Here is a 24,785-nt window from a genome sequence, read left to right as displayed (position 1 = left end):
GTTCATCAGGGGATGACGCGCGATGCGCGCACCACCGAGTGCACGCGGCGCAGGTTGCGCAGCGCGGACTCCACCTGCTGGTTGTCGTGCACCGAGATCACGAAGCACAGGTCCGTGGTGCTCATGGCGGCCTCGTCGGCCATGTCCACGCGCAGGATGTCCACCTCGGCGCCGGCCAGCTCGGCCGCCACGCGCGCGAGCACGCCCTTGCCGTTGTTGACGGTGACCACGATGCGTGCCTCGAACAGGCGCGCAGCATCCATGTCATCGGCCCATTCGACCACGATGAAGCGGTCCCTGTCCTTTTCCTGCAGGCGCTGCGCGATCTTGCACTGCGCATGGTGGACGATCAGGCCTTCGCCGCTGCCCAGGTAGCCCACGATGGGGTCGCCCGGTACGGGGCGGCAGCATTGCGCGTAGTGGATGGAGCCCTGGTTGGAGCCGTCCAGCAGCACGGCGCCCTGGAAGGGTCGGTTGCTGGAGTTGAAGCGTTCGCGTGTGAGCAGCAGGGCGTCGGGCCGGTGGCCGTGGCGCGCCATCAGCGCCGTCAGGCGCGAGGCCACCAGCGACGCAATGCGCCGGCCCATGCCGATGTCCACCATCAGGTCGGCGCGGCTGCGGCTGCCGGCCATGCGCAGCACCTCGTCCCACAGTGCCTGGTTGGCCTCGTCGGCCGGCGGCACGGCATCCATGCCTTCGGCCCGCATGGCCTGGGCCAGCAGGTTCTCGCCCAGGCGGGCCGATTCGCTTTGCGCGGCCGACTTCAGGTAGTGGCGGATCTTGGAGCGCGCGCGGCCCGTCTTCACGAAGCCCAGCCAGGCCGGGTTGGGCGTGGCGTCCTCGGAGGTGACGATCTGCACCACGTCGCCGCTCTTGAGTTCGGTGCGCAGCGGCACTTCCTCGTTGTTGATCCGGGCGGCCGTCATGTGGTTGCCGACCTTGCTGTGGATGGCATAGGCGAAGTCCACCACGGTGGCGCCGCGCGGCATGGCCATGATCTCGCTCTTGGGCGTGAACACGTAGACGGCGTCGGGGAACAGGTCCACCTTGACGTGGTCCCAGAACTCGGCCGCATCGCGCGTCTCGTTCTGGATGTCCAGCAGCGACTGCAGCCACTGCGTGCCCAGCTGTTCGGAATCGTGGCCGGGCTGGGCCTTGTACAGCCAGTGCGCGGCGACGCCGGCCTCGGCGACGATGTGCATTTCCTCGGTGCGGATCTGGAACTCGATGTTCACGCCCGAGGGGCCCACCAGCGTGGTGTGCAGCGACTGGTAGCCATTGTTCTTGGCAATGGCGATGTAGTCCTTGAAGCGGCCCGGCATGGGCTTGTACATCTGGTGCAGCACGCCCAGCGCGGTGTAGCAGTCGATCACGCGCGGCAGGATGACGCGAAACCCGTAGACGTCCGTCACCTTGGCAAAGCTCAGCTGGTTCTTCTCCATGCGCAGATAGAGCGAATACAGCGTGCTTTCGCGCCCTGCCAGGCGTGCCTGCAGGCCTGCGCCGGCGAACTCCGCATTGACCTCGTCCTGCACGCGCTGGACCAGGTCGCGGCGGCGCTTGCGCGAGCGGGCGATGGCCTTTTCCAGCGTGGCATAGCGCCAGGGATGCAGGTGGCGGAAGGCCAGGTCCTGCAGCTCGCGGTAGGTCTGGTTCAGGCCCAGGCGGTGGGCGATGGGTGCGTAGATCTCCAGCGTCTCCGACGAGATGCGGCCCCACTTGTTGCGCGGCATGTCGCCCATGGTGCGCATGTTGTGGGTGCGGTCGGCCAGCTTGATCAGGATGACGCGCACATCGCGCGCCATGGCCAGCAGCATCTTGCGGAAGGACTCGGCCTGGTTTTCCTCACGCGTGTTGAACTGCAGCTTGTCCAGCTTGGTGAGGCCGTCGACCAGCTCGGCCACGTCCTGGCCGAAGCGCTGGGCGAGGTCCGCCTTGGTGACGCCGCAGTCTTCCATCGCATCGTGCAGCAGCGCGGCCATCAGGGCCGGGGCGTCGAGCTTCCAGCTCGCGCACAGCGCGGTGACGGCAATGGGATGGGTGATGTAGGGTTCGCCGCTGCTGCGCCACTGGTCGCTGTGGGCCAGGTCGGCAAAGGCATAGGCTTCGCGCACCTGCTCGATGCTGGTGGCATCCAGGTAACCCAGGTGCTCCATCAGTCCGGCAAAGGCATTGGCCGACACGCTCGCTGCCTGCTCTGCAGACATGCGCTCGGGCCGGGGTGTCGGTACGGGATCAGAGGGGGCTGTGAACGAAGTCAAGGCCGCTTTCATGACTTAAATGTAGCGTGCATGCGGGTTTGTGCAGGCTTCATGTAAAAAAAGCACCGCTGTGCGGTGCTCTTTGTGGGGCCATTGTGTTGCTTTGCAGCAAATCAGCCCGGAACCTTCTTCAGCATCTCCAGGCCGACCTTGCCTTCGGCGATCTCGCGCAGGGCGGTGACACCGGGCTTGTTCTTGGTTTCGATCCTGGGCGTGTGGCCCTGGCTCAGCATGCGGGCGCGGTAGGTGGCGGCCAACACGAGCTGAAAGCGGTTAGGGATCTGCTCCAGGCAGTCTTCAACAGTGATGCGTGCCATCAGGATCTCCGGGAAACGTCAGTTGGGTACAGAAATATTGAGAGACTCGAAGGTCTCTGCGCGGCGGCTGCGCTGAGCCGCATACTTGAGGCGCTGGGCGTGGATGATCGTCTTGAGATCAAACAGTGCGCTCTCGAACAATTCATTGATTATAACGAAGTCGAATTTCGCCACCTGGGCCATCTCCTCGGCCGCGTTCGTCAGGCGCAGTTCGATCACCTCGGGCGCGTCCTCGCCCCGGTTTTCCAGGCGTGCGCGAAGCTCGTCCCAGCTGGGCGGAAGGATGAAGATCAGAACGGCGTTCGGAAACGCTTCCTTGACCTGCAGCGCGCCCTGGTAGTCGATCTCCAGCAGCACGTCGGTGCCGACCTGGATGCGCTCTTCCAGCGCCTTCTTGGCCGTGCCGTAGCGGCGGCTGTGCACATTCGCCCATTCGACGAAGGCGTTGTTCGACACCATGGTGTCGAATTCCTGGTCGGAGACGAAGTAGTACTCGCGGCCGTGCTTTTCCTGGCCACGCGGCGCGCGGGTGGTGTGGGAGACGGAGGGCGAGACGCGCGCATCGAACTCGCGCAGGGCTCGCACCAGGCTGGACTTGCCGGCCCCGCTGGGGGCCGAGACGACAAAGAGGTTTCCGGGGTAATCCATGGATTTGTGCGCAGTTTGGTTACGCATGGGCATCTGTGATGGGCTTATTCGATGTTCTGCACCTGCTCGCGCATCTGCTCGATCAGCACCTTCATGTCCACGCTGATGCGGGTCAGCTCCAGCGTGGCGGACTTGGAGCCCAGCGTGTTGGCTTCGCGGTGCAGTTCCTGGATCAGGAAATCCAGGCGCTTGCCGATCTCGCCGCCCTTCTTGAGCAGGCTCTGGATCTCGTCCAGGTGCGAGTCCAGGCGGGTGACTTCTTCCGCCACGTCGATGCGGATGGCAAAGGCCGTGGCCTCGGTCAGGGCGCGGTCCTGGGCGGCTTCGGGCGCCACGGCGCCTTCGGCCAGGGCCATCGCTTCCTTCCAGCGCTCCATGAAGCGCAGGCGCTGCTGCTCCACAAGCTGGGGCACCAGGGGCGTGGCGTCTGCCGCGAGCTTGCGCAACTGGGCGATGCGGTCCAGCAGCATGGTGGCCAGGCGCTTGCCTTCGCGGGCGCGGGCTTCCAGCAGTTCGGTCAGGGCCTGCTCTGCCAGCGTGGGCAGCACGCTGCTCCAGTCGATGGCCGAGTTGGCGCCGCCGCTGGCCAGGCGCAGTGCGTCGGAGACGGACAGGCTGCGAGCGTCGGGCAGCCATGACTGGACGGTGTCCTGGAGCATGGCCAGGCGCTGCAGCATGGCGGTGGAGGGGTCGGGCAGGGAGTTGCCGTCGTCGTTGTCGATGGCGGCGCGCACTTCGACCTTGCCGCGCTTGAGGCGGGCGGTCAGAAGGGCCCGCAGGGCCGGCTCATGGGCGCGCAACTCGTCGGGCAGGCGGAACGAAAGATCCAGGAAGCGGCTGTTGACCGAGCGGATCTCCAGACCGAGCCGGCTGTTGCGGCCCGACGCTCCCCCATCTTCTGCGGACGCGCCGTGCTGGGCACTGGCGTATCCGGTCATGCTGTAAACTGGCATTGGACTTTTGATGGATGCTTGCAATTGCCCGATTATCCGGGTTTCGCCTCATCCCTGAGACTCACCGGAGAAAAATGTCTTCCAAGATCAAGCCGGCGCCATTGCCGCCAGGCAGCACGATCGGCGGCTATCGGGTGGTGCGCAGGCTTGCTTCCGGCGGTTTCGGCGTCGTTTACCTGGCCTTGGATGCAGAGGGCAAGCAGGTTGCGATCAAGGAATACCTGCCCGCATCGCTGGCCACCCGTGCCCCCGGAGAGTTGCAGCCCGCCGTGGCTCCCGAAAAGCTTTCACTGTACCGCCTGGGCCTCAAGAGCTTCTTCGAGGAAGGGCGTTCCCTTGCACAGATCTCGCACGCTTCCGTGGTCAGCGTGCTCAACTTCTTTCGCGAGAACGAAACCGTCTACATGGTGATGAACTACCTGGAGGGTGCCACCCTGCAGGACTTCGTTGTCACCGCGCGCGAGCTCAAGGCCGAGAAGGTGTTCCGCGAATCGACCATCCGCTCGCTGTTCGACGAGGTGCTGCGCGGCCTGCGCATCGTGCACCAGCACAAGATGCTGCACCTGGACATCAAGCCGGCCAACATCTTCATCACCAATGATGACCGTGCCGTGATGATCGACTTCGGCGCGGCGCGCGAGGTGCTGTCCAAGGAGGGCAACTTCATCCGCCCCATGTACACCCCGGGCTTTGCCGCGCCCGAGATGTACCGCCGCGATGCGTCGCTCGGCCCCTGGACCGACATCTACGCGATTGGCGCCTGCATCTATGCCTGCATGCAGGGCTTTCCGCCCAACGAGGCGCCGCAGCGCCAGGACAAGGACAGGCTCACGCTGGCGCTGACCAAGCTGCGCGGCGTGTACTCGGACAACCTCATCGAAGTCGTCGAGTGGTGCATGGCCATGGACCCGGGCTCGCGCCCGCAGTCGGTGTTTGCGCTGCAAAAGGAATTGAGCCGCGAGGGTGAGCGCCGCTACACCAAGCTCAGTGTCTCCGAACGCATGCGCCTGCAACTGGACACGCTGGTGACCGACGCCAAGAAGAACATGCAGAAGATCAGCGGCGCGGCAGGCCTGCCGGCCGTCGGCCAGGAGCGCAAGCCATGAGGTTTTCGGTATTTCAGCTGAGCCGCCGCGGCGGCCGGGCGCACAATGAAGACCGCATGGGCTACTGCTACACGCGGGAGGCCGTGCTCTTCGTGCTGGCCGACGGCATGGGCGGCCATCCCGAAGGCGAGGTCGCCGCGCAGCTGGCGCTGCAGGTGATGTCCGTGCATTTCCAGCGCCAGGCCAAGCCGCTGCTGGACGATCCGCAGGGCTTTCTGGTCGATGCGCTGCTGCATGCGCACCGGCAGATCCTGCGCTACGCCAGCGCCAAGGGCATGATCGATACGCCGCGTACCACGCTGGTGGCGGCCGTCATCCAGAAGGGCAAGATCACCTGGATCCACTGCGGCGACTCGCGCCTGTACCTGGTGCGCGGTGGCGAGCTGCTGGTGCGCACGCGCGACCACTCCTATCTGGAGATGGGCGAGATCGCTGCGCAGCTCAAGACATCCAGCCGCAATGTGCTGTTCACCTGCCTGGGCTCGCCGTCCAAGCCCATCTACGACGTGACCGAGCCGCGCCGGCTGGAGCAGGGCGACAAGCTGCTGCTGTGCTCCGACGGCCTGTGGGGCAGCGTGGACGAAGGGCACCTGATGCGCACCCTGCACGGCCGCACCGTTTCCCAGGCCATCCCCCAGCTGGTGGAAACGGCGCTGCGCAACGCGGGCGATGCCAGCGACAACGTCACGGCCATCGCCATGGAGTGGGAGACGCCCGACGCCTTCGAGTCCACCATGGGCATCTCCACCCAGGACATCGAGAACGACGCGTTTGAATCCACGATCCAGGGGGGGCCAATCGAAGACCTGGAAGATGAGCTGGATGACGCCGCCATCGAGCGCTCCATCGCCGAGATCAACGAGGCGATACGCCGCTCGGCCGAGCGCCAGTTCAAGCGCTGAACGCCGCTGCCGGCCCGCAGCAGCGGTGCCGGTGGCGCGCATGGACTACCGAACCTATTGACGACAAAGGGCGCACGGGCGCCCGACTGGATTTCTACGATGAAGATTGTGTTGGCCTCCAACAACCGCGGCAAGCTCGCCGAGCTGCAAGCCATGTTCGCCCCGCTGGGCGTTGAACTGATTCGCCAGGGCGACCTGTTCGAGGGCGAGGCGCCCGAGCCGCATTGCACCTTCGTGGAGAACGCGCTGTCCAAGGCCCGCTTCGCGGCCGAGCGCACGGGCCTGCCCGCCATTGCCGACGACGCCGGCATGTGCGTCTCGCACTTCGGCGGCCTGCCGGGCGTGGATACGGCCTACTACTGCACGCAGTTCGGCTACGAGAAAAGCGACGACAACAACGTGCGCGCCCTGCTGGAACAGATGCAGGGCGTGGCCGACCGCCGCGCCGCCATGGTCAGCACCCTGGTGGGCGTGCGCAGCGCCAGGGACCCCGAGCCGCTGATCGCCATGGGCCGTGTGCTCGGCGAGATCACCACCGAGCGCCGTGGCACGCAGGGCTTCGGCTTCGACCCCGTGATGTACATCCCCGAGCTGGGCCAGACCTTTGCCGAGATGGACCCGGCCGTGAAGCACGCGCACAGCCACCGCGGCCGCGCCACGCTGCAGATGATCGAACTCGTGCGCGAGCGCTGGGTGCGATGATTCCCATCCAGCCCCAGGATTCGGCCTCCGGCGCCCAGGCCGCCGTGCAGCGCGACATCCAGCACTACATGCGCCCCGGCACGCTGCAGCTGGGCAGCCTGCCGCCGCTGTCGCTGTATGTGCACCTGCCCTGGTGCATTCGCAAGTGCCCGTACTGCGACTTCAACTCGCACGAGCATGGCCGCGACGGCCCCGAGCTGCCCGAAGACCGCTACATCGACGCCCTGGTCGCCGACCTGGAGAGCGCGCTGCCGCTGATCTGGGGCCGCACCGTGCACAGCATCTTCATCGGCGGCGGCACGCCCAGCCTGTTCGCGCCCGAGTCCATCGACCGGCTGCTGGCCGCCATCCGCGCGCGCCTGCGCATGGAGGCCGACTGCGAGATCACCATGGAGGCCAACCCCGGCACCTTCGAGACCGACCGCTTCCGCGCCTTCCGCGCGGCCGGTGTCACGCGGCTGTCCATTGGCGTGCAGAGCTTTGACGACCGCCTGCTGCAGGCCGTGGGCCGCGTGCACGACGGCGCCCAGGCGCGTGCGGCCGTGCGCGAGGCGGCCGACAGCTTCGAGACCTTCAACATCGACCTGATGTACGCGCTGCCCGGCCAGACCGAACTGGACCTGGCGCGGGACCTGGACGTGGCCATGTCCTTCGCCCCGCCGCACCTGTCGGTCTATCACCTGACCATTGAGCCCAATACGTATTTCGCCAAGTTTCCGCCGGCCATCCCCGAGGACGACCTGGCCTACGACATGCTGGACCGCATCACCGCGCGCACCGCTGCCGCGGGCATGCAGCGCTACGAGATCTCGGCCTATGCGCGTGAGGGCCACCAGTGCTGGCACAACCGCAATTACTGGCAGTTCGGCGACTACCTGGGCATAGGCGCGGGCGCGCACAGCAAGCTCAGCTTTGCGCACCGCATCGTGCGCCAGGTGCGCTTTCGCGATCCCGCGCGCTACATGGACCAGGCCCTGGCCGGCGCGCCGCTGGCGCAGGACGGCGAGGTGCGCCGTGCCGACCTGCCCTTCGAGTACATGCTCAACGCGCTGCGCCTGCGCGAAGGCTTTGCGCTGCAGGACTTCATGGAGCGCACGGGCCTGCCGCTGTCCTCCATCGCCAAGGGGCTGGACGCCGCACAGGCCAAGGGCCTGATCACGCGCGACCTGGGGCGGGTGGTGCCCACGGAGCGGGGCTTTGACTTCCTCAGCGACCTGCAGGAGCTGTTCCTGGCGGAGTGAGCGGGCCGACGACGATTGAAAAAGGACGCCTCGGCGTCCTTTTTTCATCCAGCGCCACAGCGCAATCGGTCGGCGATCAGCCGCAGCGCACGGCCACGATGCGGCCTGTGCCGTCGACCACCAGGTTCAGGCGTTCCTGGTTGAACTCCATCGTCGTTGGCTGGCCTTCGCGCAGCACGCGGGCCATGTAGGCGCCCGACTGCTTGCGGGCGGCCTCCAGCGTGGCCGATGTATTGCTCTTGCCCACAAAGGACTGGGCCGATGCCGCATTGCAGACCTGTACAGGGCGCGGGGCCGGTTGCGCCGCGCCGCCGCCGCTGCCACCAAAAGGATTGCTCATGCCGGCGCAGCCTGCCACCAGGGTGGTGGCGCCCAGCAGGGCCAGGGCGGCAAGGCGGCGTTGGAGGGCGGGGGCGGTCATCGGCATGGTCTGTCTCCTCGATTCATGGGGTGTTGCTGCGCAGTATCAGGGCGGGCGCGGGCGCGCTGCCTCGGACAATGCCGCATACCTTAGCCGGGCTGAGCCGGGCCAAGGCGAAGCCGAAGGCATGCGGAAGTAACAGGTGGCAGCAAAGGCTTCAGCGCCGCGCGCTGCGGCCTTCCGCGGGGGCGTGGTGGAAGACCGTGGCCTCCATGCCCATGGCGCGTATCTTGGCCGCCGCCTGATCGGCGCTGCGCTGCTTGGCAAAGGGGCCCGAGCGCACGCGCACGATCTCGCCCTTGTTGCTGTGCAGGGTCTGGCTGAGCGTGGGCAGCTTGGCTTTCTCCAGCCGCTCCACCACGCGCCCGGCATTGCCAGCTTCAGAGAACACGCCGATGTTGATGTAGTAGTTGCCCGGCTCCAGAGCCGCCGAGGCGGCCTTGGCAGGTGCCGCGGCCTTTGCGACGGGTTCGGCGGGCTTGGCTGGCTTGGCTGGTTTGGTTTCAGCCGCCACCTTGGAGGGCTTTGCGGGCGCTGGCGTGGCTGCGTGCACGGACGCTGGTGCAGTTGCAGGCGCAGGTGCAGGTGCTTTGGCTGGCACCAACGCGGCCTTGACGGGAATGGCTGCCGCTGCAGTGGCCGCTACGGCACCTGCAGCGCCGGCCGCTGCCACGATGGGCATGGGTTCGACCGTGCCGGAGACAGTGCTGCCGGCGGCGGGCAAGGGCGCTTGCGGATCAGGGCGCGCCTCGGTCTGGGTAGCCGGCTCTTGCGGCTGGGGCGTGGGGGCGGGAGTGGGCGCCGGTTCCGTCCTTGGCGTTTCAACGGCAGGTACGGCTGGCGAAACTGGTGCAGCGGCCGGTATGGCTTCGGACGGGATCACCTCGGTCTGTGCCGCCATGAAATGTGGCATGCCCGACAGCGCCCAGATGCCTGCACCGGCAGCGGCGGCAAGCACCGCACCGGCCGCCACGGCCAGCCGCTTGCGCAGGGGCGTGGCCGCGCGGCGGGCCAGGCGTTCGTGCGCTGCGGCCATGTTGGGGGCCTCGCCAATGGCTTGCAGCGTGTGGCGGCGCACATGGTGCCAGTACAGGGCATTGGCGCCCAGGCCGGGAATGGCAACGGCCAGCAGGATCAGCGTGGCATCGATGCCGTGGGCAATCGCCGGAGGCAGGCCCAGCGCGGGGCGCAGCAGCAGGCCCCAGACCAGGCCCGTGCCGCCGGCGGCCAGCGCATAGAGGCCGCCTTCTTGCCACAGCCCGCGCAGCCCGCACCAGGGCAGGGTGAACAGGCCTGCGGCCAGATTCCAGGTAGGCAAGGGCTTGCCCAGCGCGTCGAAGCGCTCGAACAGGCGCAGGTAGTAGTCGCGTGAGGGCTCGCCAATCAGGCTGGCGTACAGGCCCGGCATCAGGCCGGTGCCCTGTCCGCCCGTGAAGCTGGTGGCGCCGGAATGTGCGCCGGCGCCTGCCCGCTCGTTGGGGGCAGCGGCGTCGTCGCCGTGCTGCAGCGCATAGGCTGCGGCAGCGAAGGCGCTGGCTATCGAGGGCGGCAGTTTGCTGGGGCTCTTGGGAGAGTCGGCCGTGTCGGGCCTGCTGGCACTGCCGGGCTCGGCAAAGGCGGGCTCCTGCCGGGCAGGGGCCGCCTGCCTTCCGAAGTCGATGGTGGCGGGAGGTGCTGAGATGGCGTCTTCCGATGGGGCGGGCATGTCAGCAATTGTGTCATGCACTCATGGCTGTCGGAATCACGACATTCGGGCGGATCGATCGGGTGAATCAATCGGTCAGACCAATCGCGCAGATCAATCGCGCAGATCAATCGCGCAGATCAATCGGGCCGATCCATCGGCCCCGATCGATCTGCCGTTGCCATCAGGCCTGGCGCGCGGGCAGCACGGTGGCGCGGCACTCGCCGAAGCCGATGCGCGCGGCGCCCGGCTTCTCGCACCAGCCGCGCAGGATCACGGCGTCGCCATCCTGCAGGAAGGTGCGGCTCTCGCCATTGGCCAGGGCCACGGGCTTCTTGCCGCCTTCGGTCAGCTCCAGCAGCGCACCGGCCTCGCTGGAGGTGGGGCCGGACAGCGTGCCCGTGCCCAGCAGGTCGCCGGGCTGCAGGTCGCAGCCGTTGACGCTGTGGTGGGCCACCAGCTGGGCCATGGTCCAGTAGGCGTGGCGGTAGCTGGTGTGGGTGATCTGCTGGGCGGCCTGGCCTTCGGCGCGCATGCGGCCGGTCTCCAGCGCCACGCTCAACTGCACGTCGAACGCGCCGCGCTCGGAATTGGCGGCCGAGCTCAGGTAGGGCAGGGGCTGGGGATCTGCGGCGGGCCGCGTGAAGGCCGTGCGGTAGGGCTCCAGCGCCTCCAGCGTCACGACCCAGGGCGAGACCGTGGTGGCGAAGTTCTTCGACAGGAAGGGGCCCAGCGGCTGGTATTCCCAGGCCTGGATGTCGCGCGCCGACCAGTCGTTGAGCAGGCACAGGCCGAAGATGTGGTTCTCTGCCTCGTCCATGGAAATCGCCTCGCCCCAGGCGTTGCCGGCGCCGGTGTAGATGCCCATCTCCAGCTCATAGTCCAGGCGTGCGCAGGGCTTGAGCGCGGGTGCGGCGGCGTCGGGCGCCTTCAGCTGGCCCATGGGGCGGCGGAAGTCCACGCCCGACACGCGCAGGCTGGACGCACGGCCGTGGTAGCCAATCGGCACCCACTTGTAGTTTTCCATCAGCGGGTTGTCCGGGCGGAACAGCTTGCCGACGTTGGTGGCGTGGTGCACCGAGGTATAGAAGTCCGTGTAGTCGCCGACCTGGGCCGGCACCGTGTACTCCACGTCGGACTGGGCCACCAGGCAATCCTGCAGGGCCGCCTGCGCGGCAGCGCCTTCGCGCAGCGCGCGCGACAGCGCCAGGCGCAGGGCCGACCAGGCGGCTGGTCCCATGGCCATGAAGCCGTTCAGGTGCTGTTGCGAAGCGGCTTCCAGCTGCGGCTGCACGGCATCGCCCAGCGCCTTGATCGCGCTTGCGCGCGCCAGGTCCAGCACCTGGTCGCCAATGGCCACGCCGCCGCGCCAGGCCTCCTGGCTGCCTGCGCGGCGGAACACCGCAAACGGCAGGTTCTGGATGGGGAAGTCGCTGGCGCCGGTATTGGCCGAGGCCACCCAGCTGCGCAGGCCTGCGTCATGGGTTTCGTTCAAGGACATCTGTCTCTCCTGGTTGGGTTTGTCTGTCGTTGGTATGAAAAAGGGGTTTGGCGGGGCAGGGCGAGGCGTGGCGATGTCAGGCGGCGGCAAAGCCGCCGTCCATGTTCCAGTGTGCGCCGCGCACCTGGGCAGCCTGCTCGCTGGCCAGGAAACCGGCCAGCGCCGCCACCTGCTCCACGGTCACGAAGGCCTGGGAGGGCTGCTTGGCGCCCAGCAGCTGGCGCGCCGCCGCGTCGGCATCCAGCCCCTCGCGCGCGGCCAGCGCGTCGATCTGCCGTTGCACCAGTGGCGTCAGCACCCAGCCGGGGCAGATGGCGTTGCAGGTCACGGGCGTGGTGGCGAACTCCAGCGCCACCGACTTGGTCAGGCCGATCAGCCCGTGCTTGCTGGCCACATAGGCCGGCTTGCGCGCCACGCCCACCAGCCCGCTGACCGAGGCGATATTGATGATGCGGCCCCAGCCGCGCTCCAGCATCTGCGGCACGCTGGCCTGGATGGCGTGGAAGGGTGCCGACAGGTTGACGGCCAGCAGCTCGTCCCACTTGCCGGCCGGGAATTCGAGCAGCGGGCTCACATGCTGCATGCCTGCGTTGTTGACCAGGATGTCGATGGGCCCCAGCTCGGCCGCAATGCGCTGCGCAAGCGGTGCGATGGCGCTGGCGTCGCGCAGGTCCAGCCCGTAGTGGCGCACCGGCACGCCGTGCGTTTGGGCGATCTCGCGCACCAGCGCATTGGTCTCGGCAGAAGCGGCGGCCTGGCCATGCAGCGCGATGGCTGCGCCCTCGCTGGCCAGATGGCGCGCCACGGCCAGGCCGATGCCGCTGGTCGAGCCGGTGATCCAGGCCACGCGGCCCGCATGCGGGCGACAAGCCGGGGAGGAGGGGGTAGGGTTCATTTCAGGAGATCCATTTCCATATGCACGTACTCGCTGAGAAAGCGGACCCGCGCCCAGTAGATCAGCAGCCCGTCGGCATTGCAGGCCCAGCGCAGCGCCTGCATCAGCGGCGTGCCCAGGGCCACGCCCAGGTGCTCGGCGGCCAGTTCGTCGGCCGGCGCCACGCTCAGGTGCTGGCGCGCCACGGCAATGCGCGAGGGGTCGCTGCTCAGGGCCACGGCCAGGGAGCTGCGCTCCAGCTGGGCCTCGATCTCGGGGAACAGTTCCTGCTCCAGGTACAGCTGCGACAGGCAGAACCGCGCCGCGTCATGGTCGTACACGCGCAGCAGGTGCACGTAGGCGGGGGCCATGCGGCCCACGTCGGGGAAGCCTTCGGGAATTGGCGGCAGGCAGTCGCGCCCGGTGTGCAGGGTGATCTGGCCGATGTGGGCGCCAAAGGCCACCAGCTCCTTCCAGCTGGTGGGCAGCAGAAAGGACGGCGGCTTGTAGGGCGCCGCAATCACCCGCGTGCCGCCGCGCTTGCGCGTGAGCAGCAGGCCCTCTGCCACCAGGGCGCCCAGCGCCATGCGCACCGTGGTGCGCGACACGCCATGCAGCGCCTCCAGCTCCTGCACCGTGGGAATGGCGCTGCCTACGGGCCAGGCGCCCGTGGACACCTTGCTGCGGAACAGCCGCGCCAGCTGCAGGTGCAGCTTGTCCCGGCCTTGTTGAGGGGCCGATGCGGTGGAGTTGGAGGGCATGGAGGCAATAAAGTATCTATTCAGTGCTTTTATTTTCACACAAAGCGCCAGCCCTGACAGCCTGTGCTGACGCCCATCGTTGACAAATGTCTTCAATTGAGCAGGCCGAATGACTTTTAAACTGCGGCCCTTTTTCGGTTTTTCGTTTTCGTTTTTTGAATGTTGGCCAGAGCGGCCGTTGGGTATTTCATGCAGCAGCAACATGCTTGGGAGTTTTTTCGCGCCGGTGGAGTGGACCAGGTGGTCATCCGCACCGGGCAGGACATTGCGCACATCGGCGAGCTGGACCAGAAGCTGTGGGTGGCCCTGGCCTGCCCCACGCGCGGCATCGAGTTCGACAGCGACACGCTGGACCTGATCGACGAGGACAAGGACGGCCGCATTCGCCCGCCCGAGCTGATCGCCGCCTGCCAATGGGCCGTGGCGCGCGTGCGTGATCCCCAGGTGCTGGCCGATGGCGGCGACGTGCTGCAACTGTCCAGCCTGGAGCGCGACAGCGAGCAGGGCGCCCTGCTGCATGCCGAGGCCGAGCGCATGCTGGCCCTGTCCGGCCAGGCCGGCGGCGCCGCGCTGAGCCTGGCACAGGTGCGCGAGCGCCTGGCCTCCCTGGCGGCCATGCGCTTCAATGGCGACGGCATCGTCAGCCCCGCCACCGCCGGGGACGACAAGGCGCTGGCCGCGCTGGTCGAGCGCATCGGCAAGGCCTATGGCACGGCGGCGGGCGCCGATGGCGTGGCCGGCATCGCACGCAAGCAGGCCGAGTCCTTCTATGCCGACCTGCGTTCCCTGCGCGACTGGCATGCAGGTGCCGAAGCCCTGGGCTGCGGCATTGCCGAGCGCGACCAGGCCCTGGCCGCCGCCCGCGCCGTGGACGCGGTGCAAGCCAAGGTGGACGACTTCTTCGCACGCACGCGGCTGGCCGCCTTCGACACGCGCGCGCAGGACCCGCTCAACCCCTCCATCGAAGGCTATGCCGCCCTGGGCCGCGAAGTGCTGGACAGCGGCGCCCAGGCCATTGCCGCCTTGCCGCTGGCCGCCGTGGCGGCCGACCGCGCGCTGCCGCTGGCCCAGGGCGTCAACCCCGCCTGGGCCGGCGCGCTGCAGGCGCTGCGCGAGCAGGCCGTGCAGCCCGTGCTGGGCGAGGACCTGCAGGAGATCACCGCCGCGCAGTGGGAGCAGGTCAAGGCCGCCCTGCAGCCCTGCCGCCAATGGCTGGCGGCCCGGCCCGCCACGCCGCTCGATGCCCTGCCTCAACAGGAGGTGCAGGCGCTGCTGGACGGCGGGCAGGAAGCCGCGCTGCTGGACCTCATCGCCCAGGACGAGTCCGAGAAGGAACACAGCCTGCAGGCTGTGGCGCTGGAAAAGCTCATCCGCCTGCAGCGCGACCTGCTGGCGCTGCTCAACAACTTCGTCTCGTTCAGCCTCTTTTACCGGCGCGAGGGCGCGGCCTTCCAGGCCGGCACGCTCTACCTGGATGCGCGCAGCTGCGACCTGACCGTGGAAGTGAGCGACACCGCCGCCCACGCCGCGCTGGCCGGCCGTGCCAAGACCTGCCTGGCCTACTGCGAGCTGCGGCGCGAGGGCAAGAAGAAAGCCATCGTCGCGGCCTTCACGGCGGGCGATGTGGACTTTCTCTTCGTGGGCCGCAACGGCGTGTTCTATGACCGCGCGGGCAACGACTGGGACGCCACCATCGTCAAGCTCATCGAGAACCCCACCAGCATCGGCCAGGCCTTCTTCCTGCCCTACAAGAAATTCCTGCGCATGGTGGAGGAACAGGTGGCCAAGCGCGCCTCGGCCAAGGAAGAGGGCGTGACCGCCAGCCTGGGCACGCAGGCCGGCCAGCTGGTCACGGCGCCCGGTACCGCTGCGGCCAACGCCACAGCCGCCACAGCCGCCACAGCCGCCACCGCTGCGGCCGCATCGCGCAAGACCGATGTGGGCACCGTGGCCGCCCTGGGCGTGGCCCTGGGCTCCATCAGCGCCGTGCTGGTGGGCATCTTCGGCAAGTTCATCGACCTGGGGCCCTGGATTCCCGTGGCCCTGGTCGGCCTCATCGCGGCCATCTCCGGGCCCAGCATGATGATTGCCTGGCTCAAGCTGCGCCAGCGCAGCCTGGGGCCCATCCTGGACGCCAGCGGCTGGGCCATCAACGGCCGCATGCGCATCAACCTGCCGCTGGGCCGCAGCCTCTCGCAGACCGCCAAGGTGCCGGTGGGCGCACGGCGCACGGCGGGCGACCCCTATGCGGAAGGCAACGGCCTGCGCAACACCCTGGTGGCGCTGGCCGTGGTGGCCTTGCTGGCGCTGATGGCCTGGCGCCTGCACTGGGTCGATGGCCTGCTGCCCGCCGGCTGGCAGTACGGCGCGGCACCGGCCGCTGTGCCGGCTGCGCCAGAGTCCATACCTGCGCCTGCGCCAGCAGCGGCACCAGCACCGGCACCGGCACCGGCACCGGCACCGGCAGCGGCGGCTCAGTAAGTCGAGGCCAAGGGGCGGGCAAGCCACTTGCCCCGCCCCGGTCGGGAAACCTCAAGGCGCGACAATAGCGCCATGACCACCCCCACCCACGTACAACGCAGTGCCGTGCCCCTGAGCACGCACGACACCACCCGCATCGACGACCTGCGCATCAAGGCCGTGCGCCCCCTGATCACCCCGGCCCTGCTGCAGGAATGGCTGCCCGCGCCCGAGGCCGCGCAGCAACTGGTGGAAACCAGCCGCGCCGCCATCTCGGACGTGCTGCAGGGCCGGGACGACCGGCTCATCGTCGTCGTCGGACCCTGCTCCATCCACGACCACGACCAGGCCATGGACTATGCGCGCCAGCTCAAGGCCCAGGCCGACCCCCTGGCCGGCGAGCTGCTCGTGGTCATGCGCGTCTACTTCGAGAAGCCCCGCACCACCGTGGGCTGGAAGGGCTACATCAACGACCCGCACCTGGACGGCAGCTTCGCCATCAACGAAGGCCTGGAAATGGCCCGCGCCCTGCTGCTGGACGTGCTGGCCCTGGGCCTGCCCGTGGGCACGGAATTCCTGGACCTGCTGTCGCCGCAATTCATCAGCGACCTGGTCAGCTGGGGCGCCATCGGCGCGCGCACCACGGAAAGCCAGAGCCACCGCCAGCTGGCCAGCGGCCTGTCCTGCCCCGTGGGCTTCAAGAACGGCACGGACGGCGGCGTCAAGGTGGCCAGCGATGCCATCCAGGCGGCCAGCGCGCCCCACGCCTTCATGGGCATGACCAAGATGGGCCAGTCCGCCATCTTCGAGACCCGCGGCAATGGCGACTGCCACGTCATCCTGCGCGGCGGCAAGCAGCCCAACTACGGCGCCGAGCATGTGCAGGCCGCCTGCGCCCTGCTGGAAGGCGCAGGCCTGCGCCCGCAGGTCATGATCGATGTCTCCCACGCCAACAGCAGCAAGCAGCACCGCCGCCAGATCGACGTGGCGGCCGACGTGGCCCAGCAGATCGCCGGTGGCGATGCCCGCATCACGGGGCTGATGATCGAAAGCCACCTGCAGGAAGGGCGGCAGGACATCGTGGACGGCCAGCCGCTGGCGCATGGCGTGTCCGTGACCGATGCCTGCATCAGCCTGGAGCAGACCGTGCCTGTGCTGGAGCAGCTGGCTGCGGCGGTGAAGGCGCGGCGGGCGAAGCTGCGAGGGTGAGTTGACTGGCCGGGTCTGTTTTTGACCCGCGTCAGGCAATGGGGCAGTCCTGTCCTTCGGCAGGACTGCAATGCAATCGCCACAGCGCAGTGGCATGCATATGAGCCGCCGATGTAAAAGCAGGGTTGGCAGACTGCGAATTCCATTCAGGCGCTGGTGCAGCACAGGCTGTGCATCAAGACTTTCAGATCAGTCCGATTGCATCATGCATTTTTGCAATGAATGATTGATTTATTCATATCGGATTAAAAAATTCTTCTATTGCTGCATCCAGATGTATTTCGAGGATTGCACCAATATATTTGGCCGTCATTGTTATGGTGGTCCATATTCCGGGATGAGAGGGGCGAAGGACAAGGGAAATGAATGGCTCTATCAAAGAAGAGCAGGATCTTCATTTCAAAGAATTCGAGTCATATATCATGGGTTTTGATTCTGCGGAGGAGGGGTAGGCATGAGGCCTGGTGATGCAAAGCGGGTATTTGATCTTGCAGTTGGACGCGCCGCCCCACCGCTTGCCTCCATGGTCACCATTTTTGCCATTAGTTTTTATAGCTCGACTCTCGTTGCCAAATTCAGCATAGCCCTTTCCTTTGCATCACTTTTTTTTGTGTTGCCAGCGAGTATTGGTGCGATCTTTTTTTCGGAAATGTCTGCCAGCAAAGATAAGGAGCAATCGGACTCACTCATCAGTTTGCTGTTTTGGCTGGTATTCCTGTACACCGGGTTTTGTTTTATTTTGGTGTATTGGCTTCCTGTTATCTCGAAAACCCTAATATCCGGTTTGCCAGAGGAACTGTTGGATGGAGCCATATCCCAGACAAGATTGATAATTCTGTGTATTCCCTTCTTCGGAATCATCAATGTATGCGGCTGCGTTCTTGAGTCAAGATCACATACTGCCATCGTTGCAAAATTCAGAATGTGGCAGGTTTTTTTCCATGCAGCCTGTTTGATTGTCGTGCTGGCGCTGCTTGGGAAGAATGAGTGGATGAGTGATGATTCGGTCGCTCTTGCCTATCTGTTCAGTGACATCATTTTTTCCGTTGCCGCATATGCTTTGATGCGGAAATACTGTCAATTCAGATTTTCATTCAATTTTCGGGTTTTGCCTGGCAGAAGAATATTTTCCGTTTTGATCCCTGGCTATGCCAATGCGTTCTTTGGGAAATATCTGCTTTATATATTGTCAATGTCTGTTGCAGGGCTGGGTGCAATGTATTCTGCAATTCAATCTCAAGCTTCTGCTATATTGCTGTTGGCAGAACTGCCTGCCATGGGGGTCTGTGCTCTTCTGGCAATGGAGATATCCAAAAATCGTGGAAAATGGGCAGTGCAATTTCAGTTCATCAAAGATTCATCGTCATTGATGATTTTTTGTGCAATTATCCCAGTTGTTGCATTGTCTGTATTCATGCTGTTCTATGAAATATCAGAAGCGAATGGTTCTCAAATTGTCGGTGAGGGATTCCTTTCCTTGGTGTGCAAAGGAACTACGGATGTGGTGTTCTTCTATGCGGCAGCAATTTCTGGAGGGCTAGGTCTTTATTGGTCATCAAGAATGATTTTTTGGACTATTTATGCAGTGATATTTTTTGCCCCAATGTCATTGGGCTTCCATGGCTCCAGTTATTCCATGATCAACTATATTTTCTCGTTTTCTTCTCTCGTGTCCTGTGTGATGTTGGTATTGCTTATTCACAATAGGCGAGAGTCTCTATCTGAAGAGAAGATTGGTTTGAAGGAAAGCTTGTAGCCGTGGTGGCCTTGGCGATGTCGTCTGCCCTTCGACAACCTCGCAGCCCCGCAACCGCCACGACGCAGGCGCTGACATACGGGGTGGGGAGGCCGGGGGATCGTTCTCAGGCCCGCACGGGCCTGGGCTCCAGATTGCGCGCCGTCCCCAGCCAGGTCGCGCAATGCGTTTCATGTCCATCCTCGGCTACCGCGTACAGGTCGGCTGCGCAGATGCTGAGCACGCGGCCGGCATCCACCACGCGGCCGCGCGCCCGCAGGTGGGTGCCGCGTGCGGGGGCGAAGAGCTTCACGCTGCCGTCCACCGTGGCATTGGCCCAGCCAGCAGGCAGCAGCGAACCTGCGGCCGACACCGCCGCAAAGTCGCCCAGCGCAAAGATCGCCGTGGCCTGCAACTGGCCCGGCTGAAAGCACAGGGCATCGGCAATGGGCATTTCCAGCTCGGTGGCGCCGGGCTCGGCCCGCACGAAGCGCAGGCCCAGGGTGCGCGCCATGGGCATGGCCAGCACGGCCTTCTGCAGCGCCTGGGTGGATGGGGTGGAGTGGGTGGTCGGCTCAGTCATGGCTTGTCTCCTTCGTGGTGGGTGAAGCGGCACGGCGCACGCGCGGCCAGGGCGCGGCGGGTTTGTCGGGGGTGCTGGCTGGGGCCGGTGCCGTCTGCGCCAGATCCCGCTCGGCCTGGCGGGCGAGCAGCCACTGCACATGGTCCAGGGCCTGGGCGCGCTGGGCCTGCAGCGCGGAGATCTGCTCGTCTATCTCCTGCACGCGCTGCTGCACGGCATCGGCCAGGTCACCGGGACCTATGCGCCCCGCACGCCAGGCGCGCAGGTTCTCCGCAATGCGCGGCAGCCCGAACCCCAGCGCGCGGGACATGGCGATGAACACCACCTCGCGCCGGGCCGAGCGCGGGTAGTCGCGGTAGCCATTGGGCAGGCGCCGGGGCTTGAGCAGGCCCGCGCGCTCGTAGTGGCGCAGCGCGTGGATGGAGACGCCCGTGAGCTGGGCGAGTTCGGAGATCAGCATGTGCCAAGGCTAGCAAGGCTTGTGCTGGGCTAGGGTTGGGGAGGTGACAGGTTTTTTCCCGCCTCGTCGCGAATCCAGTCCAGGAACGCGCGCACTTCGGGGCGGTCGGCCGCTCCGCGCCGCGTCACCGCGTAGTAGGCAAATCGTGCGGGCCATGGCTTGTCCAGCACCTGGATGAGCCGGCCCGCCGCGATTTCTTCCTGGGCATAGGCCTGCGGCACCAGCGCCAGGCCCTGGCCAGCCTCTGCCGCACGGATCAGCAGGAAGTCATCGTCAAAGGCACTGCCGCGCTCCGCGCGCATGTCGTCGGCCACGCCATGCGCTTTCAGCCAGAGCGGCCAGTCTGCGCGGTCGCCGTCATGCAGCAGGGGGTAGCCCAGGCAATCGCCGGCCTCATGGATCACTGCCCCGTGCGCCTTCAGGAATCCCGGCGAGGCGACGGGCGTCAGAACCGGCGCCATGAGGGGGATAACCTCCAGCCCCGGATAGTCTCCCAGCCCATGGCGCAAGGCCACGTCCACCCGGTCGCGCCGCAGGTCCACCAGTTCCGACGTGGCCTCCACGCGGATTTCAATGTCCGGGTGCAATTGCTTGAAACGCCCCAGCCGGGGCACCAGCCACGATGCCGCGAACGTGGCGACCGTGCTGACGGTCAGGCTCCGTCTTGCCTTGGTGCTTTCCAGGTCGTGCATGGCCTGGTCGATTTGAAGAAACGCCTCACGCAGCCTGGGGAACACGCTGGCGCCTGCCTCGGTCAGCCGCATGCCAAGGCGCTCACGCTCCAGCAACACCACTCCCAGGCGGTCTTCCAGCACGCGGATCTGCTGGCTGACGGCACCGGGCGTGACGTGCAGGGCCTGCGCCGCAGCCTTGACGCTTTTGCGCTGCCCCACTTCCACGAAAGTGCGCAGCGCCTGCAATGGGTAGGTCATTTTGTTTTTAGATTTACTAAATTCATGGAGCAGAAATCATCGCTTTAAATTAGACGTATATCTGTTGAGAATAAGTCTTTCCAGCGATTCTATGAATTCAGTTTATCTAAAATTTAAATGTTCCATCTCTATTCAGACAGCTCCCCCAATGGCTTCAAGGTGACCATTGCGCTTGAAGAGCTTTCGCTGCCTTACCAGCTGCACCATGTGCGCATCGATGAAGGCGAGCACCGGCAGTCGGCCTTTCTGGCGTTGAATCCCCATGGCCGCATTCCCGTGCTAACGGACAGCGAGACGGGTGTGGTGTTGTTTGAGTCAGCGGCCATTCTTCTGTACCTGGCCGACAGGAGCGGGCAGCTGCTGCCAGAGGACCTGCAGGCCCGCTGGGAGGCGATCAAATGGCTGCAATTCCATGCGTCCAGTGTCGGGCCGCTGCTGGGCCAGCGCGTGCACTTCGAGCTGTTCGCGGACAGCCCGGTTCCTGCGGCCATCGAACGCTACCGGCGCCTGACGGAGGATGCGTTCACGGTGCTGGACCACGCGTTGCAAGGCCGCCCCTACCTGGCGGGCGACTGCTACTCCATTGCAGACATTGCCCACTTCGGCTGGATGCACATCGCGCGAATCATCCACTTCGACTTCAGCCGGCACCGCCATCTGAGCGCATGGCATGAGCGGGTCGCGGCCCGGCCTGCGGTGCGCAAGGGCATCGCGCTGCCGGCACCGGCAACCGGCGCATGAACACGAGTCAGGTCCACACAATGAACGCAACTCCTCTCTCCCCGCGCACGGGTGGGGCTTCCTATGCCTCGTTCTACGCACACCCTGGCTATCGGCGCATGTTTGCACCAGACCGGCTGACCGTGGGCATCTTCCTGCCGCTGCGCAGCTACAAGGGCGACATGTCGGTGCTGCGCGGGCAGGCCGATCTGGTCACCCGCATCGACCAGCATGGCTTTGCCGCCGTGTGGGTGCGCGATGTCCCCTTGTTCGATCCCTCGTTCGGGGACGCTGGGCAGGTGTTCGACCCCTTCACCTACCTGTCCTTCCTGGCTGCCCGTACCCGCAAGATCGCCTTGGCCACCGGCAGCGCCATCGTCTCCCTGCGCCATCCGATCGACCTGGCCAAGGCCGCCACAAGCATTGACCAGCTCTCCGGCGGCCGGCTGGTGATGGGCTTGGCCTCTGGCGACAGGCCGATGGAGTTTCCCGCCTACGGACTGGAACACGCGGCCCGGGCACAGCGCTTTTCCCACGCGGTTGCCTATATGCGCCAGCTCATGCAGCCCGGGCACCTGGACATCGACTCCCCGCTGGGGCGCCTGGAAGGCGCCGAGTTTCTCCCCCAGCCCGTTGCGGGGAGCATTCCGCTGATGGTGACGGGATCGTCAGGCCAGTCGCTGGCGTGGATTGCCGAGCATGCAGATGGCTGGCTGACCTACCCCGGTGCCACCCATACCCCCCGGGGGCCCCAGCACCTGGCGGAAAAAATCCGTGCCTGGCGTGACCTGATCCCTGGAGGCGCATTCCGCCCGCACATGACGAACGAGTGGATCGACCTGGTCGATGACCCCGGCCATCCCCCAACCCCGTTGCATGGGGGCTATGTCCTGCGCACCGGGCGCAAGGGACTGGTGGCATTGCTCGAACAGTGGCAGGCGGCGGGGGTGAACCACGCGGCGCTGGGCATCCAGTGGTCACAGCGCCCGCCCGCCGAGGTGCTGGAGGAACTGGCCCAGGAGGTGCTGCCGCACTTTCCCTCGCACGAAGGGCTGACGGCAGTGGCGGCTGACTGGTGAACGCAGGCCTGGGACAGGAATGGCCGGGCCGCGGCAAGCTTGCATCCCTGAGACCGGGGGCATTCAAGCCGGCTGCGCTGCAGGCCTCATCACGCGCGCCGTGAACCGGGCCATGAACTCGCGTGTGGCAACGCGGGCGCCCAGGGCCGTCAGGTAGTTGGCGCAACCGTGCACCACCGAGGCGCGGTTGTCGTCGAAGGCTTTCAGCCCCAGGCGAACCACGTCTTCGCTGGACGCTTTTTTCCCGAAGGATGCGGCCTCGCCGGCGCGGGCGAAGAACGCCGTGTCGGTAGCCCCCGGGCACAACGCCAGCACGCGCACGCCGCGCGGCCGGTATTCGGCCCAGAGCGCTTCGCTGAACGAAAGGACGAAGGCCTTGGTCGCGGCGTAGACCGCCATGTACGGGACCGGCTGAAACGCTGCCGTGGAGGCGATGTTGATGACGCCGCCCTGGCGCTGCTCCAGTGCGGGGAGCAACAGGTGCGTCAGCTCCACCAGGGCGCCCACATTCAGATCGATGGCCTCCCGCTGCATGGCCAGCGCCAGTTCATCAAACCTGCCGTGGGTGCCGAAGCCGGCGTTGTTCACCAGCAGATCCGGCAGCAGGTCCCTGGCGCTGACGGCATCGAAGACCCGCCTGGCCGCCCCGGGTGCGGCCAGGTCCTCCACCAGGAATTCGGCGCCGGGCAATTCGCTGGCGAGCTTCTCGAGCCTGTCGCGGCTGCGCGCGATCAGCACGACTTTGGCGCCACGGCGGGCAAGCTCCCTGGCAAATACTTCGCCGATGCCCATGGAGGCGCCGGTCACCAGGACGGTTTTCTGGGAGAAATCAAAGGGGGTTTTCATGCACTCGAGTATTGCGACGGGGTGCCCGGCTGGGAATGGGCAGCGCTGGTAAGCTGATTTGCATTAATGAAAAACCAACCGCCCACCACCTGGGATGACCTGCGCGTGCTCCTGGCGCTTCACCGCCACCAAAGCCTGCTTGCCGCAGGCGCTGCCCTGGGCCTGTCCACCTCCACCGTCGCGCGGCGCATCGAGGCGCTGGAGCAATCCCTGGGCCGCGCCCTGGTACACCGCAGCAGCGCAGGGACGACGGTCGAGCCCGATGCAATGGAACTGGTGGAACTGGCCGAGCAATTCGAGCTGGGACTGGGCGGCATCAAGCGCGACGACCGGCCCGATGAGAAGGCCCATGCGCTGACCGGCACCATCCGCGTCAGCATGGGCGAGGGCTTCGTGAAGCCCGTGACCGCCGTGCTCTCGCAGTTGAGAAGCGCGCATCCCGGCCTGCATATCGAAGTGGCCGTGGAGTCGCGCTTCACGGATGTCGGGCGGCGCGAAGTGGATGTGGCGCTCAGGGTCGGGCGCTCCAGCTCGGCCGTGGTGGTAGAGAAAGGGGTGGGGCAACTGACGTTTGGCCTGTACGCCTCGCACGGCTATGTCGAGCAGCGCCTGCCGGGTCGCCACCTGCGCGTGCAGGACTTCGCCAGCCACGACTTCGTGGGACAGGACCTGGCCACCGGCCGGCAGGACGCCTCCAACCCGTGGCTGGCCAGCCGGGGCGCCACCCGATTCGTCTTTCGATCCGGCTCCGACCTGGCCCGCCAGGAGGCCACGGAGCAAGGGCAGGGCATCTGCCTGCTGCCCGACGCCATGGCCCATGCCGTGCCCGGCCTGGTGCGACTGGAGGTGGACGCGCCACTGCCTTCCTGCCCGGTGTACCTGGCCTATCACCGCGACCGCCGCAACGTGCCGGGCGTGCGGGCGGTCATTGACGCGCTGGGTGTGGCGCTGGCAGACGGGCTGCAACTGCCAGCAGAAAAGGCGAAGGCGGCCAGCACCGCCGCGAAGCCATGACAGGCTCGGTCTTTCCAGATCTTTAAAAGCGAGGGCGCGGCCGACGGACCCGGGGAGCAACCAGGACCATCGTTGGTCGTCGATCACAACGAAACATGAATGGGCCGTGGCTGGCGCGGAACGACCCGTTGTCGTCGTTCGTGCCTCGGTGCCTGCAACCCCTCAATCCCTGAGCAAGCGCCCTTCACCGTTCGCCCCTTGATCTTCCCGCTATTGAGCCTAGCAACCACCTCATGCGCACTCTTGCGATCCACGGCCACATAGGTTGCGAACTCGTTGATGTCGATCTTGCCCACTTGCTCGCGGGTGTAGCCGAGCCGCTCAAGATTGACGAGCGTCACAGGCGAAAGCGCAAGTTTGTCGAAGGAATGGGGGG

The 24,785-nt window shown here is 66.1% G+C and carries 23 protein-coding genes and 1 pseudogene; 10 read left to right on the top strand and 14 right to left on the bottom strand.

Features of this window, described 5'->3' with window-relative positions; all coding sequences use genetic code 11:
• Nucleotides 1–5 precede the first annotated feature (5 nt).
• From ACUTR7_RS20780 to ACUTR7_RS20765, 4 genes are all read right to left on the bottom strand, one after another.
• A complete protein-coding gene (locus ACUTR7_RS20780; RefSeq protein ID WP_012203951.1) occupies nt 6–2,273 on the bottom strand; it encodes a RelA/SpoT family protein in 2,268 nt (755 codons plus the stop codon).
• Between the two features lie 101 nt (nt 2,274–2,374).
• Complete coding sequence (rpoZ, locus tag ACUTR7_RS20775) at nt 2,375–2,578, bottom strand: DNA-directed RNA polymerase subunit omega (RefSeq protein ID WP_012203952.1); 204 nt, start codon at nt 2,576–2,578, stop codon at nt 2,375–2,377.
• 18 nt (nt 2,579–2,596) lie between these two features.
• The gene (gmk, locus tag ACUTR7_RS20770) at nt 2,597–3,226 is read right to left on the bottom strand and encodes a guanylate kinase (RefSeq protein WP_013803794.1); all 630 of its coding nucleotides are present in this window, start codon (nt 3,224–3,226) and stop codon (nt 2,597–2,599) included.
• A 44-nt stretch (nt 3,227–3,270) separates the two neighbouring features.
• Nucleotides 3,271–4,164, bottom strand: a complete 894-nt coding sequence (locus tag ACUTR7_RS20765) for a YicC/YloC family endoribonuclease (protein ID WP_063326985.1) — start codon at nt 4,162–4,164, stop codon at nt 3,271–3,273.
• 89 nt (nt 4,165–4,253) lie between these two features.
• Here ACUTR7_RS20765 and ACUTR7_RS20760 point away from each other — a divergent pair, with 89 nt between their 5' ends.
• The 4 genes from ACUTR7_RS20760 (at nt 4,254) to hemW (ending at nt 8,130) form a co-directional block, all read left to right on the top strand.
• On the top strand, nt 4,254–5,285 hold the full coding sequence (locus tag ACUTR7_RS20760) for a serine/threonine protein kinase (protein ID WP_012203955.1): 1,032 nt from the start codon (nt 4,254–4,256) through the stop codon (nt 5,283–5,285).
• Entirely contained in the window at nt 5,282–6,187 is a 906-nt protein-coding gene (locus ACUTR7_RS20755; RefSeq protein WP_445609721.1) for a PP2C family protein-serine/threonine phosphatase, read from the top strand. Before ACUTR7_RS20760 ends, ACUTR7_RS20755 begins: the two co-directional genes overlap by 4 nt.
• Nucleotides 6,188–6,286: 99 nt before the next feature.
• The gene (rdgB, locus tag ACUTR7_RS20750) at nt 6,287–6,889 is read left to right on the top strand and encodes an RdgB/HAM1 family non-canonical purine NTP pyrophosphatase (protein ID WP_012203957.1); all 603 of its coding nucleotides are present in this window, start codon (nt 6,287–6,289) and stop codon (nt 6,887–6,889) included.
• Nucleotides 6,886–8,130, top strand: coding sequence for a radical SAM family heme chaperone HemW (hemW, locus tag ACUTR7_RS20745; RefSeq protein WP_012203958.1), 1,245 nt, complete (start codon nt 6,886–6,888; stop codon nt 8,128–8,130). The genes rdgB and hemW overlap by 4 nt, the downstream gene beginning before the upstream one ends.
• A gap of 76 nt (nt 8,131–8,206) precedes the next feature.
• Here hemW and ACUTR7_RS20740 read toward each other — a convergent pair whose 3' ends face one another.
• The 5 genes from ACUTR7_RS20740 to ACUTR7_RS20720 form a co-directional block, all read right to left on the bottom strand.
• A complete protein-coding gene (locus ACUTR7_RS20740; RefSeq protein ID WP_013803790.1) occupies nt 8,207–8,557 on the bottom strand; it encodes an I78 family peptidase inhibitor in 351 nt (116 codons plus the stop codon).
• 151 nt (nt 8,558–8,708) lie between these two features.
• On the bottom strand, nt 8,709–10,256 hold the full coding sequence (locus ACUTR7_RS20735) for an SPOR domain-containing protein (RefSeq protein ID WP_445609720.1): 1,548 nt from the start codon (nt 10,254–10,256) through the stop codon (nt 8,709–8,711).
• A 163-nt stretch (nt 10,257–10,419) separates the two neighbouring features.
• Nucleotides 10,420–11,736, bottom strand: coding sequence for a fumarylacetoacetase (gene fahA / locus ACUTR7_RS20730; protein ID WP_065347550.1), 1,317 nt, complete (start codon nt 11,734–11,736; stop codon nt 10,420–10,422).
• 76 nt (nt 11,737–11,812) lie between these two features.
• Nucleotides 11,813–12,631: a 3-hydroxybutyrate dehydrogenase gene (locus ACUTR7_RS20725; protein WP_445609719.1), complete on the bottom strand. Its 819-nt coding sequence runs from the start codon at nt 12,629–12,631 to the stop codon at nt 11,813–11,815.
• Nucleotides 12,628–13,371, bottom strand: a complete 744-nt coding sequence (locus ACUTR7_RS20720; protein ID WP_012203963.1) for a GntR family transcriptional regulator — start codon at nt 13,369–13,371, stop codon at nt 12,628–12,630. The genes ACUTR7_RS20725 and ACUTR7_RS20720 overlap by 4 nt, the downstream gene beginning before the upstream one ends.
• Nucleotides 13,372–13,560: 189 nt before the next feature.
• Here ACUTR7_RS20720 and ACUTR7_RS20715 point away from each other — a divergent pair, with 189 nt between their 5' ends.
• The 3 genes from ACUTR7_RS20715 to ACUTR7_RS20705 all read left to right on the top strand — a co-directional run bounded on the left by ACUTR7_RS20715 (nt 13,561) and on the right by ACUTR7_RS20705 (nt 18,796).
• Nucleotides 13,561–15,852, top strand: a complete 2,292-nt coding sequence (locus ACUTR7_RS20715) for a hypothetical protein (RefSeq protein ID WP_445609718.1) — start codon at nt 13,561–13,563, stop codon at nt 15,850–15,852.
• Nucleotides 15,853–15,924: 72 nt separating this feature from the next.
• The gene (locus ACUTR7_RS20710; protein WP_445609717.1) at nt 15,925–17,040 is read left to right on the top strand and encodes a 3-deoxy-7-phosphoheptulonate synthase; all 1,116 of its coding nucleotides are present in this window, start codon (nt 15,925–15,927) and stop codon (nt 17,038–17,040) included.
• Between the two features lie 454 nt (nt 17,041–17,494).
• Complete coding sequence (locus tag ACUTR7_RS20705) at nt 17,495–18,796, top strand: multidrug transporter MatE (RefSeq protein ID WP_445609716.1); 1,302 nt, start codon at nt 17,495–17,497, stop codon at nt 18,794–18,796.
• Between the two features lie 106 nt (nt 18,797–18,902).
• On the opposite strand, the gene ACUTR7_RS20700 is transcribed toward ACUTR7_RS20705, so the two are convergent.
• The 3 genes from ACUTR7_RS20700 to ACUTR7_RS20690 are packed head-to-tail and all read right to left on the bottom strand — an operon-like array spanning nt 18,903 to nt 20,750.
• A complete protein-coding gene (locus ACUTR7_RS20700; protein ID WP_445609715.1) occupies nt 18,903–19,358 on the bottom strand; it encodes a PaaI family thioesterase in 456 nt (151 codons plus the stop codon).
• Complete coding sequence (locus ACUTR7_RS20695; RefSeq protein ID WP_445609714.1) at nt 19,351–19,818, bottom strand: MerR family DNA-binding transcriptional regulator; 468 nt, start codon at nt 19,816–19,818, stop codon at nt 19,351–19,353. The genes ACUTR7_RS20700 and ACUTR7_RS20695 overlap by 8 nt, the downstream gene beginning before the upstream one ends.
• Nucleotides 19,819–19,847: 29 nt before the next feature.
• The gene (locus tag ACUTR7_RS20690; RefSeq protein ID WP_123692660.1) at nt 19,848–20,750 is read right to left on the bottom strand and encodes a LysR substrate-binding domain-containing protein; all 903 of its coding nucleotides are present in this window, start codon (nt 20,748–20,750) and stop codon (nt 19,848–19,850) included.
• A gap of 117 nt (nt 20,751–20,867) precedes the next feature.
• On the opposite strand from ACUTR7_RS20690, the gene ACUTR7_RS20685 reads away from it, so the two are divergent.
• Together ACUTR7_RS20685 and ACUTR7_RS20680 are read left to right on the top strand one after the other, a co-directional pair.
• The gene (locus ACUTR7_RS20685) at nt 20,868–21,491 is read left to right on the top strand and encodes a glutathione S-transferase family protein (RefSeq protein WP_445609713.1); all 624 of its coding nucleotides are present in this window, start codon (nt 20,868–20,870) and stop codon (nt 21,489–21,491) included.
• Nucleotides 21,492–21,511: 20 nt separating this feature from the next.
• A complete protein-coding gene (locus ACUTR7_RS20680) occupies nt 21,512–22,549 on the top strand; it encodes an LLM class oxidoreductase (protein ID WP_445609712.1) in 1,038 nt (345 codons plus the stop codon).
• 63 nt (nt 22,550–22,612) lie between these two features.
• Here the strand turns inward: ACUTR7_RS20680 and ACUTR7_RS20675 are convergent, their stop codons facing one another.
• The gene (locus ACUTR7_RS20675) at nt 22,613–23,395 is read right to left on the bottom strand and encodes an SDR family NAD(P)-dependent oxidoreductase (RefSeq protein ID WP_445609711.1); all 783 of its coding nucleotides are present in this window, start codon (nt 23,393–23,395) and stop codon (nt 22,613–22,615) included.
• A 66-nt stretch (nt 23,396–23,461) separates the two neighbouring features.
• Here ACUTR7_RS20675 and ACUTR7_RS20670 point away from each other — a divergent pair, with 66 nt between their 5' ends.
• Nucleotides 23,462–24,409: a LysR family transcriptional regulator gene (locus ACUTR7_RS20670; RefSeq protein WP_445609710.1), complete on the top strand. Its 948-nt coding sequence runs from the start codon at nt 23,462–23,464 to the stop codon at nt 24,407–24,409.
• Between the two features lie 162 nt (nt 24,410–24,571).
• Here ACUTR7_RS20670 and ACUTR7_RS20665 read toward each other — a convergent pair.
• Nucleotides 24,572–24,726 (bottom strand): annotated as a pseudogene (locus tag ACUTR7_RS20665) (DbpA RNA binding domain-containing protein); the annotation flags it as partial.
• Nucleotides 24,727–24,785 lie beyond the last annotated feature (59 nt).

It is taken from the genome of Delftia sp. NA_296.1 (assembly GCF_052692095.1).
This window is presented reverse-complemented; position numbering and strand designations above follow the sequence as displayed.

Coding starts and splice junctions, on each gene's coding strand:
- hemW (WP_012203958.1), top strand. CDS start 6,886: ATGATTCCCATCCAGCCCCAGGATTCGGCCTCCGGCGCCCAGGCCGCC.
- ACUTR7_RS20720 (WP_012203963.1), bottom strand. CDS start 13,371: ATGCCCTCCAACTCCACCGCATCGGCCCCTCAACAAGGCCGGGACAAG.
- ACUTR7_RS20765 (WP_063326985.1), bottom strand. CDS start 4,164: ATGACCGGATACGCCAGTGCCCAGCACGGCGCGTCCGCAGAAGATGGG.
- ACUTR7_RS20735 (WP_445609720.1), bottom strand. CDS start 10,256: ATGCCCGCCCCATCGGAAGACGCCATCTCAGCACCTCCCGCCACCATC.
- ACUTR7_RS20760 (WP_012203955.1), top strand. CDS start 4,254: ATGTCTTCCAAGATCAAGCCGGCGCCATTGCCGCCAGGCAGCACGATC.
- ACUTR7_RS20685 (WP_445609713.1), top strand. CDS start 20,868: ATGTTCCATCTCTATTCAGACAGCTCCCCCAATGGCTTCAAGGTGACC.
- ACUTR7_RS20755 (WP_445609721.1), top strand. CDS start 5,282: ATGAGGTTTTCGGTATTTCAGCTGAGCCGCCGCGGCGGCCGGGCGCAC.
- ACUTR7_RS20725 (WP_445609719.1), bottom strand. CDS start 12,631: ATGAACCCTACCCCCTCCTCCCCGGCTTGTCGCCCGCATGCGGGCCGC.
- ACUTR7_RS20675 (WP_445609711.1), bottom strand. CDS start 23,395: ATGAAAACCCCCTTTGATTTCTCCCAGAAAACCGTCCTGGTGACCGGC.
- ACUTR7_RS20670 (WP_445609710.1), top strand. CDS start 23,462: ATGAAAAACCAACCGCCCACCACCTGGGATGACCTGCGCGTGCTCCTG.
- ACUTR7_RS20700 (WP_445609715.1), bottom strand. CDS start 19,358: ATGACTGAGCCGACCACCCACTCCACCCCATCCACCCAGGCGCTGCAG.
- ACUTR7_RS20740 (WP_013803790.1), bottom strand. CDS start 8,557: ATGCCGATGACCGCCCCCGCCCTCCAACGCCGCCTTGCCGCCCTGGCC.
- ACUTR7_RS20680 (WP_445609712.1), top strand. CDS start 21,512: ATGAACGCAACTCCTCTCTCCCCGCGCACGGGTGGGGCTTCCTATGCC.
- ACUTR7_RS20780 (WP_012203951.1), bottom strand. CDS start 2,273: ATGAAAGCGGCCTTGACTTCGTTCACAGCCCCCTCTGATCCCGTACCG.
- rpoZ (WP_012203952.1), bottom strand. CDS start 2,578: ATGGCACGCATCACTGTTGAAGACTGCCTGGAGCAGATCCCTAACCGC.
- fahA (WP_065347550.1), bottom strand. CDS start 11,736: ATGTCCTTGAACGAAACCCATGACGCAGGCCTGCGCAGCTGGGTGGCC.
- ACUTR7_RS20690 (WP_123692660.1), bottom strand. CDS start 20,750: ATGACCTACCCATTGCAGGCGCTGCGCACTTTCGTGGAAGTGGGGCAG.
- ACUTR7_RS20695 (WP_445609714.1), bottom strand. CDS start 19,818: ATGCTGATCTCCGAACTCGCCCAGCTCACGGGCGTCTCCATCCACGCG.
- ACUTR7_RS20705 (WP_445609716.1), top strand. CDS start 17,495: ATGAGGCCTGGTGATGCAAAGCGGGTATTTGATCTTGCAGTTGGACGC.
- ACUTR7_RS20715 (WP_445609718.1), top strand. CDS start 13,561: ATGCAGCAGCAACATGCTTGGGAGTTTTTTCGCGCCGGTGGAGTGGAC.
- gmk (WP_013803794.1), bottom strand. CDS start 3,226: ATGGATTACCCCGGAAACCTCTTTGTCGTCTCGGCCCCCAGCGGGGCC.
- rdgB (WP_012203957.1), top strand. CDS start 6,287: ATGAAGATTGTGTTGGCCTCCAACAACCGCGGCAAGCTCGCCGAGCTG.
- ACUTR7_RS20710 (WP_445609717.1), top strand. CDS start 15,925: ATGACCACCCCCACCCACGTACAACGCAGTGCCGTGCCCCTGAGCACG.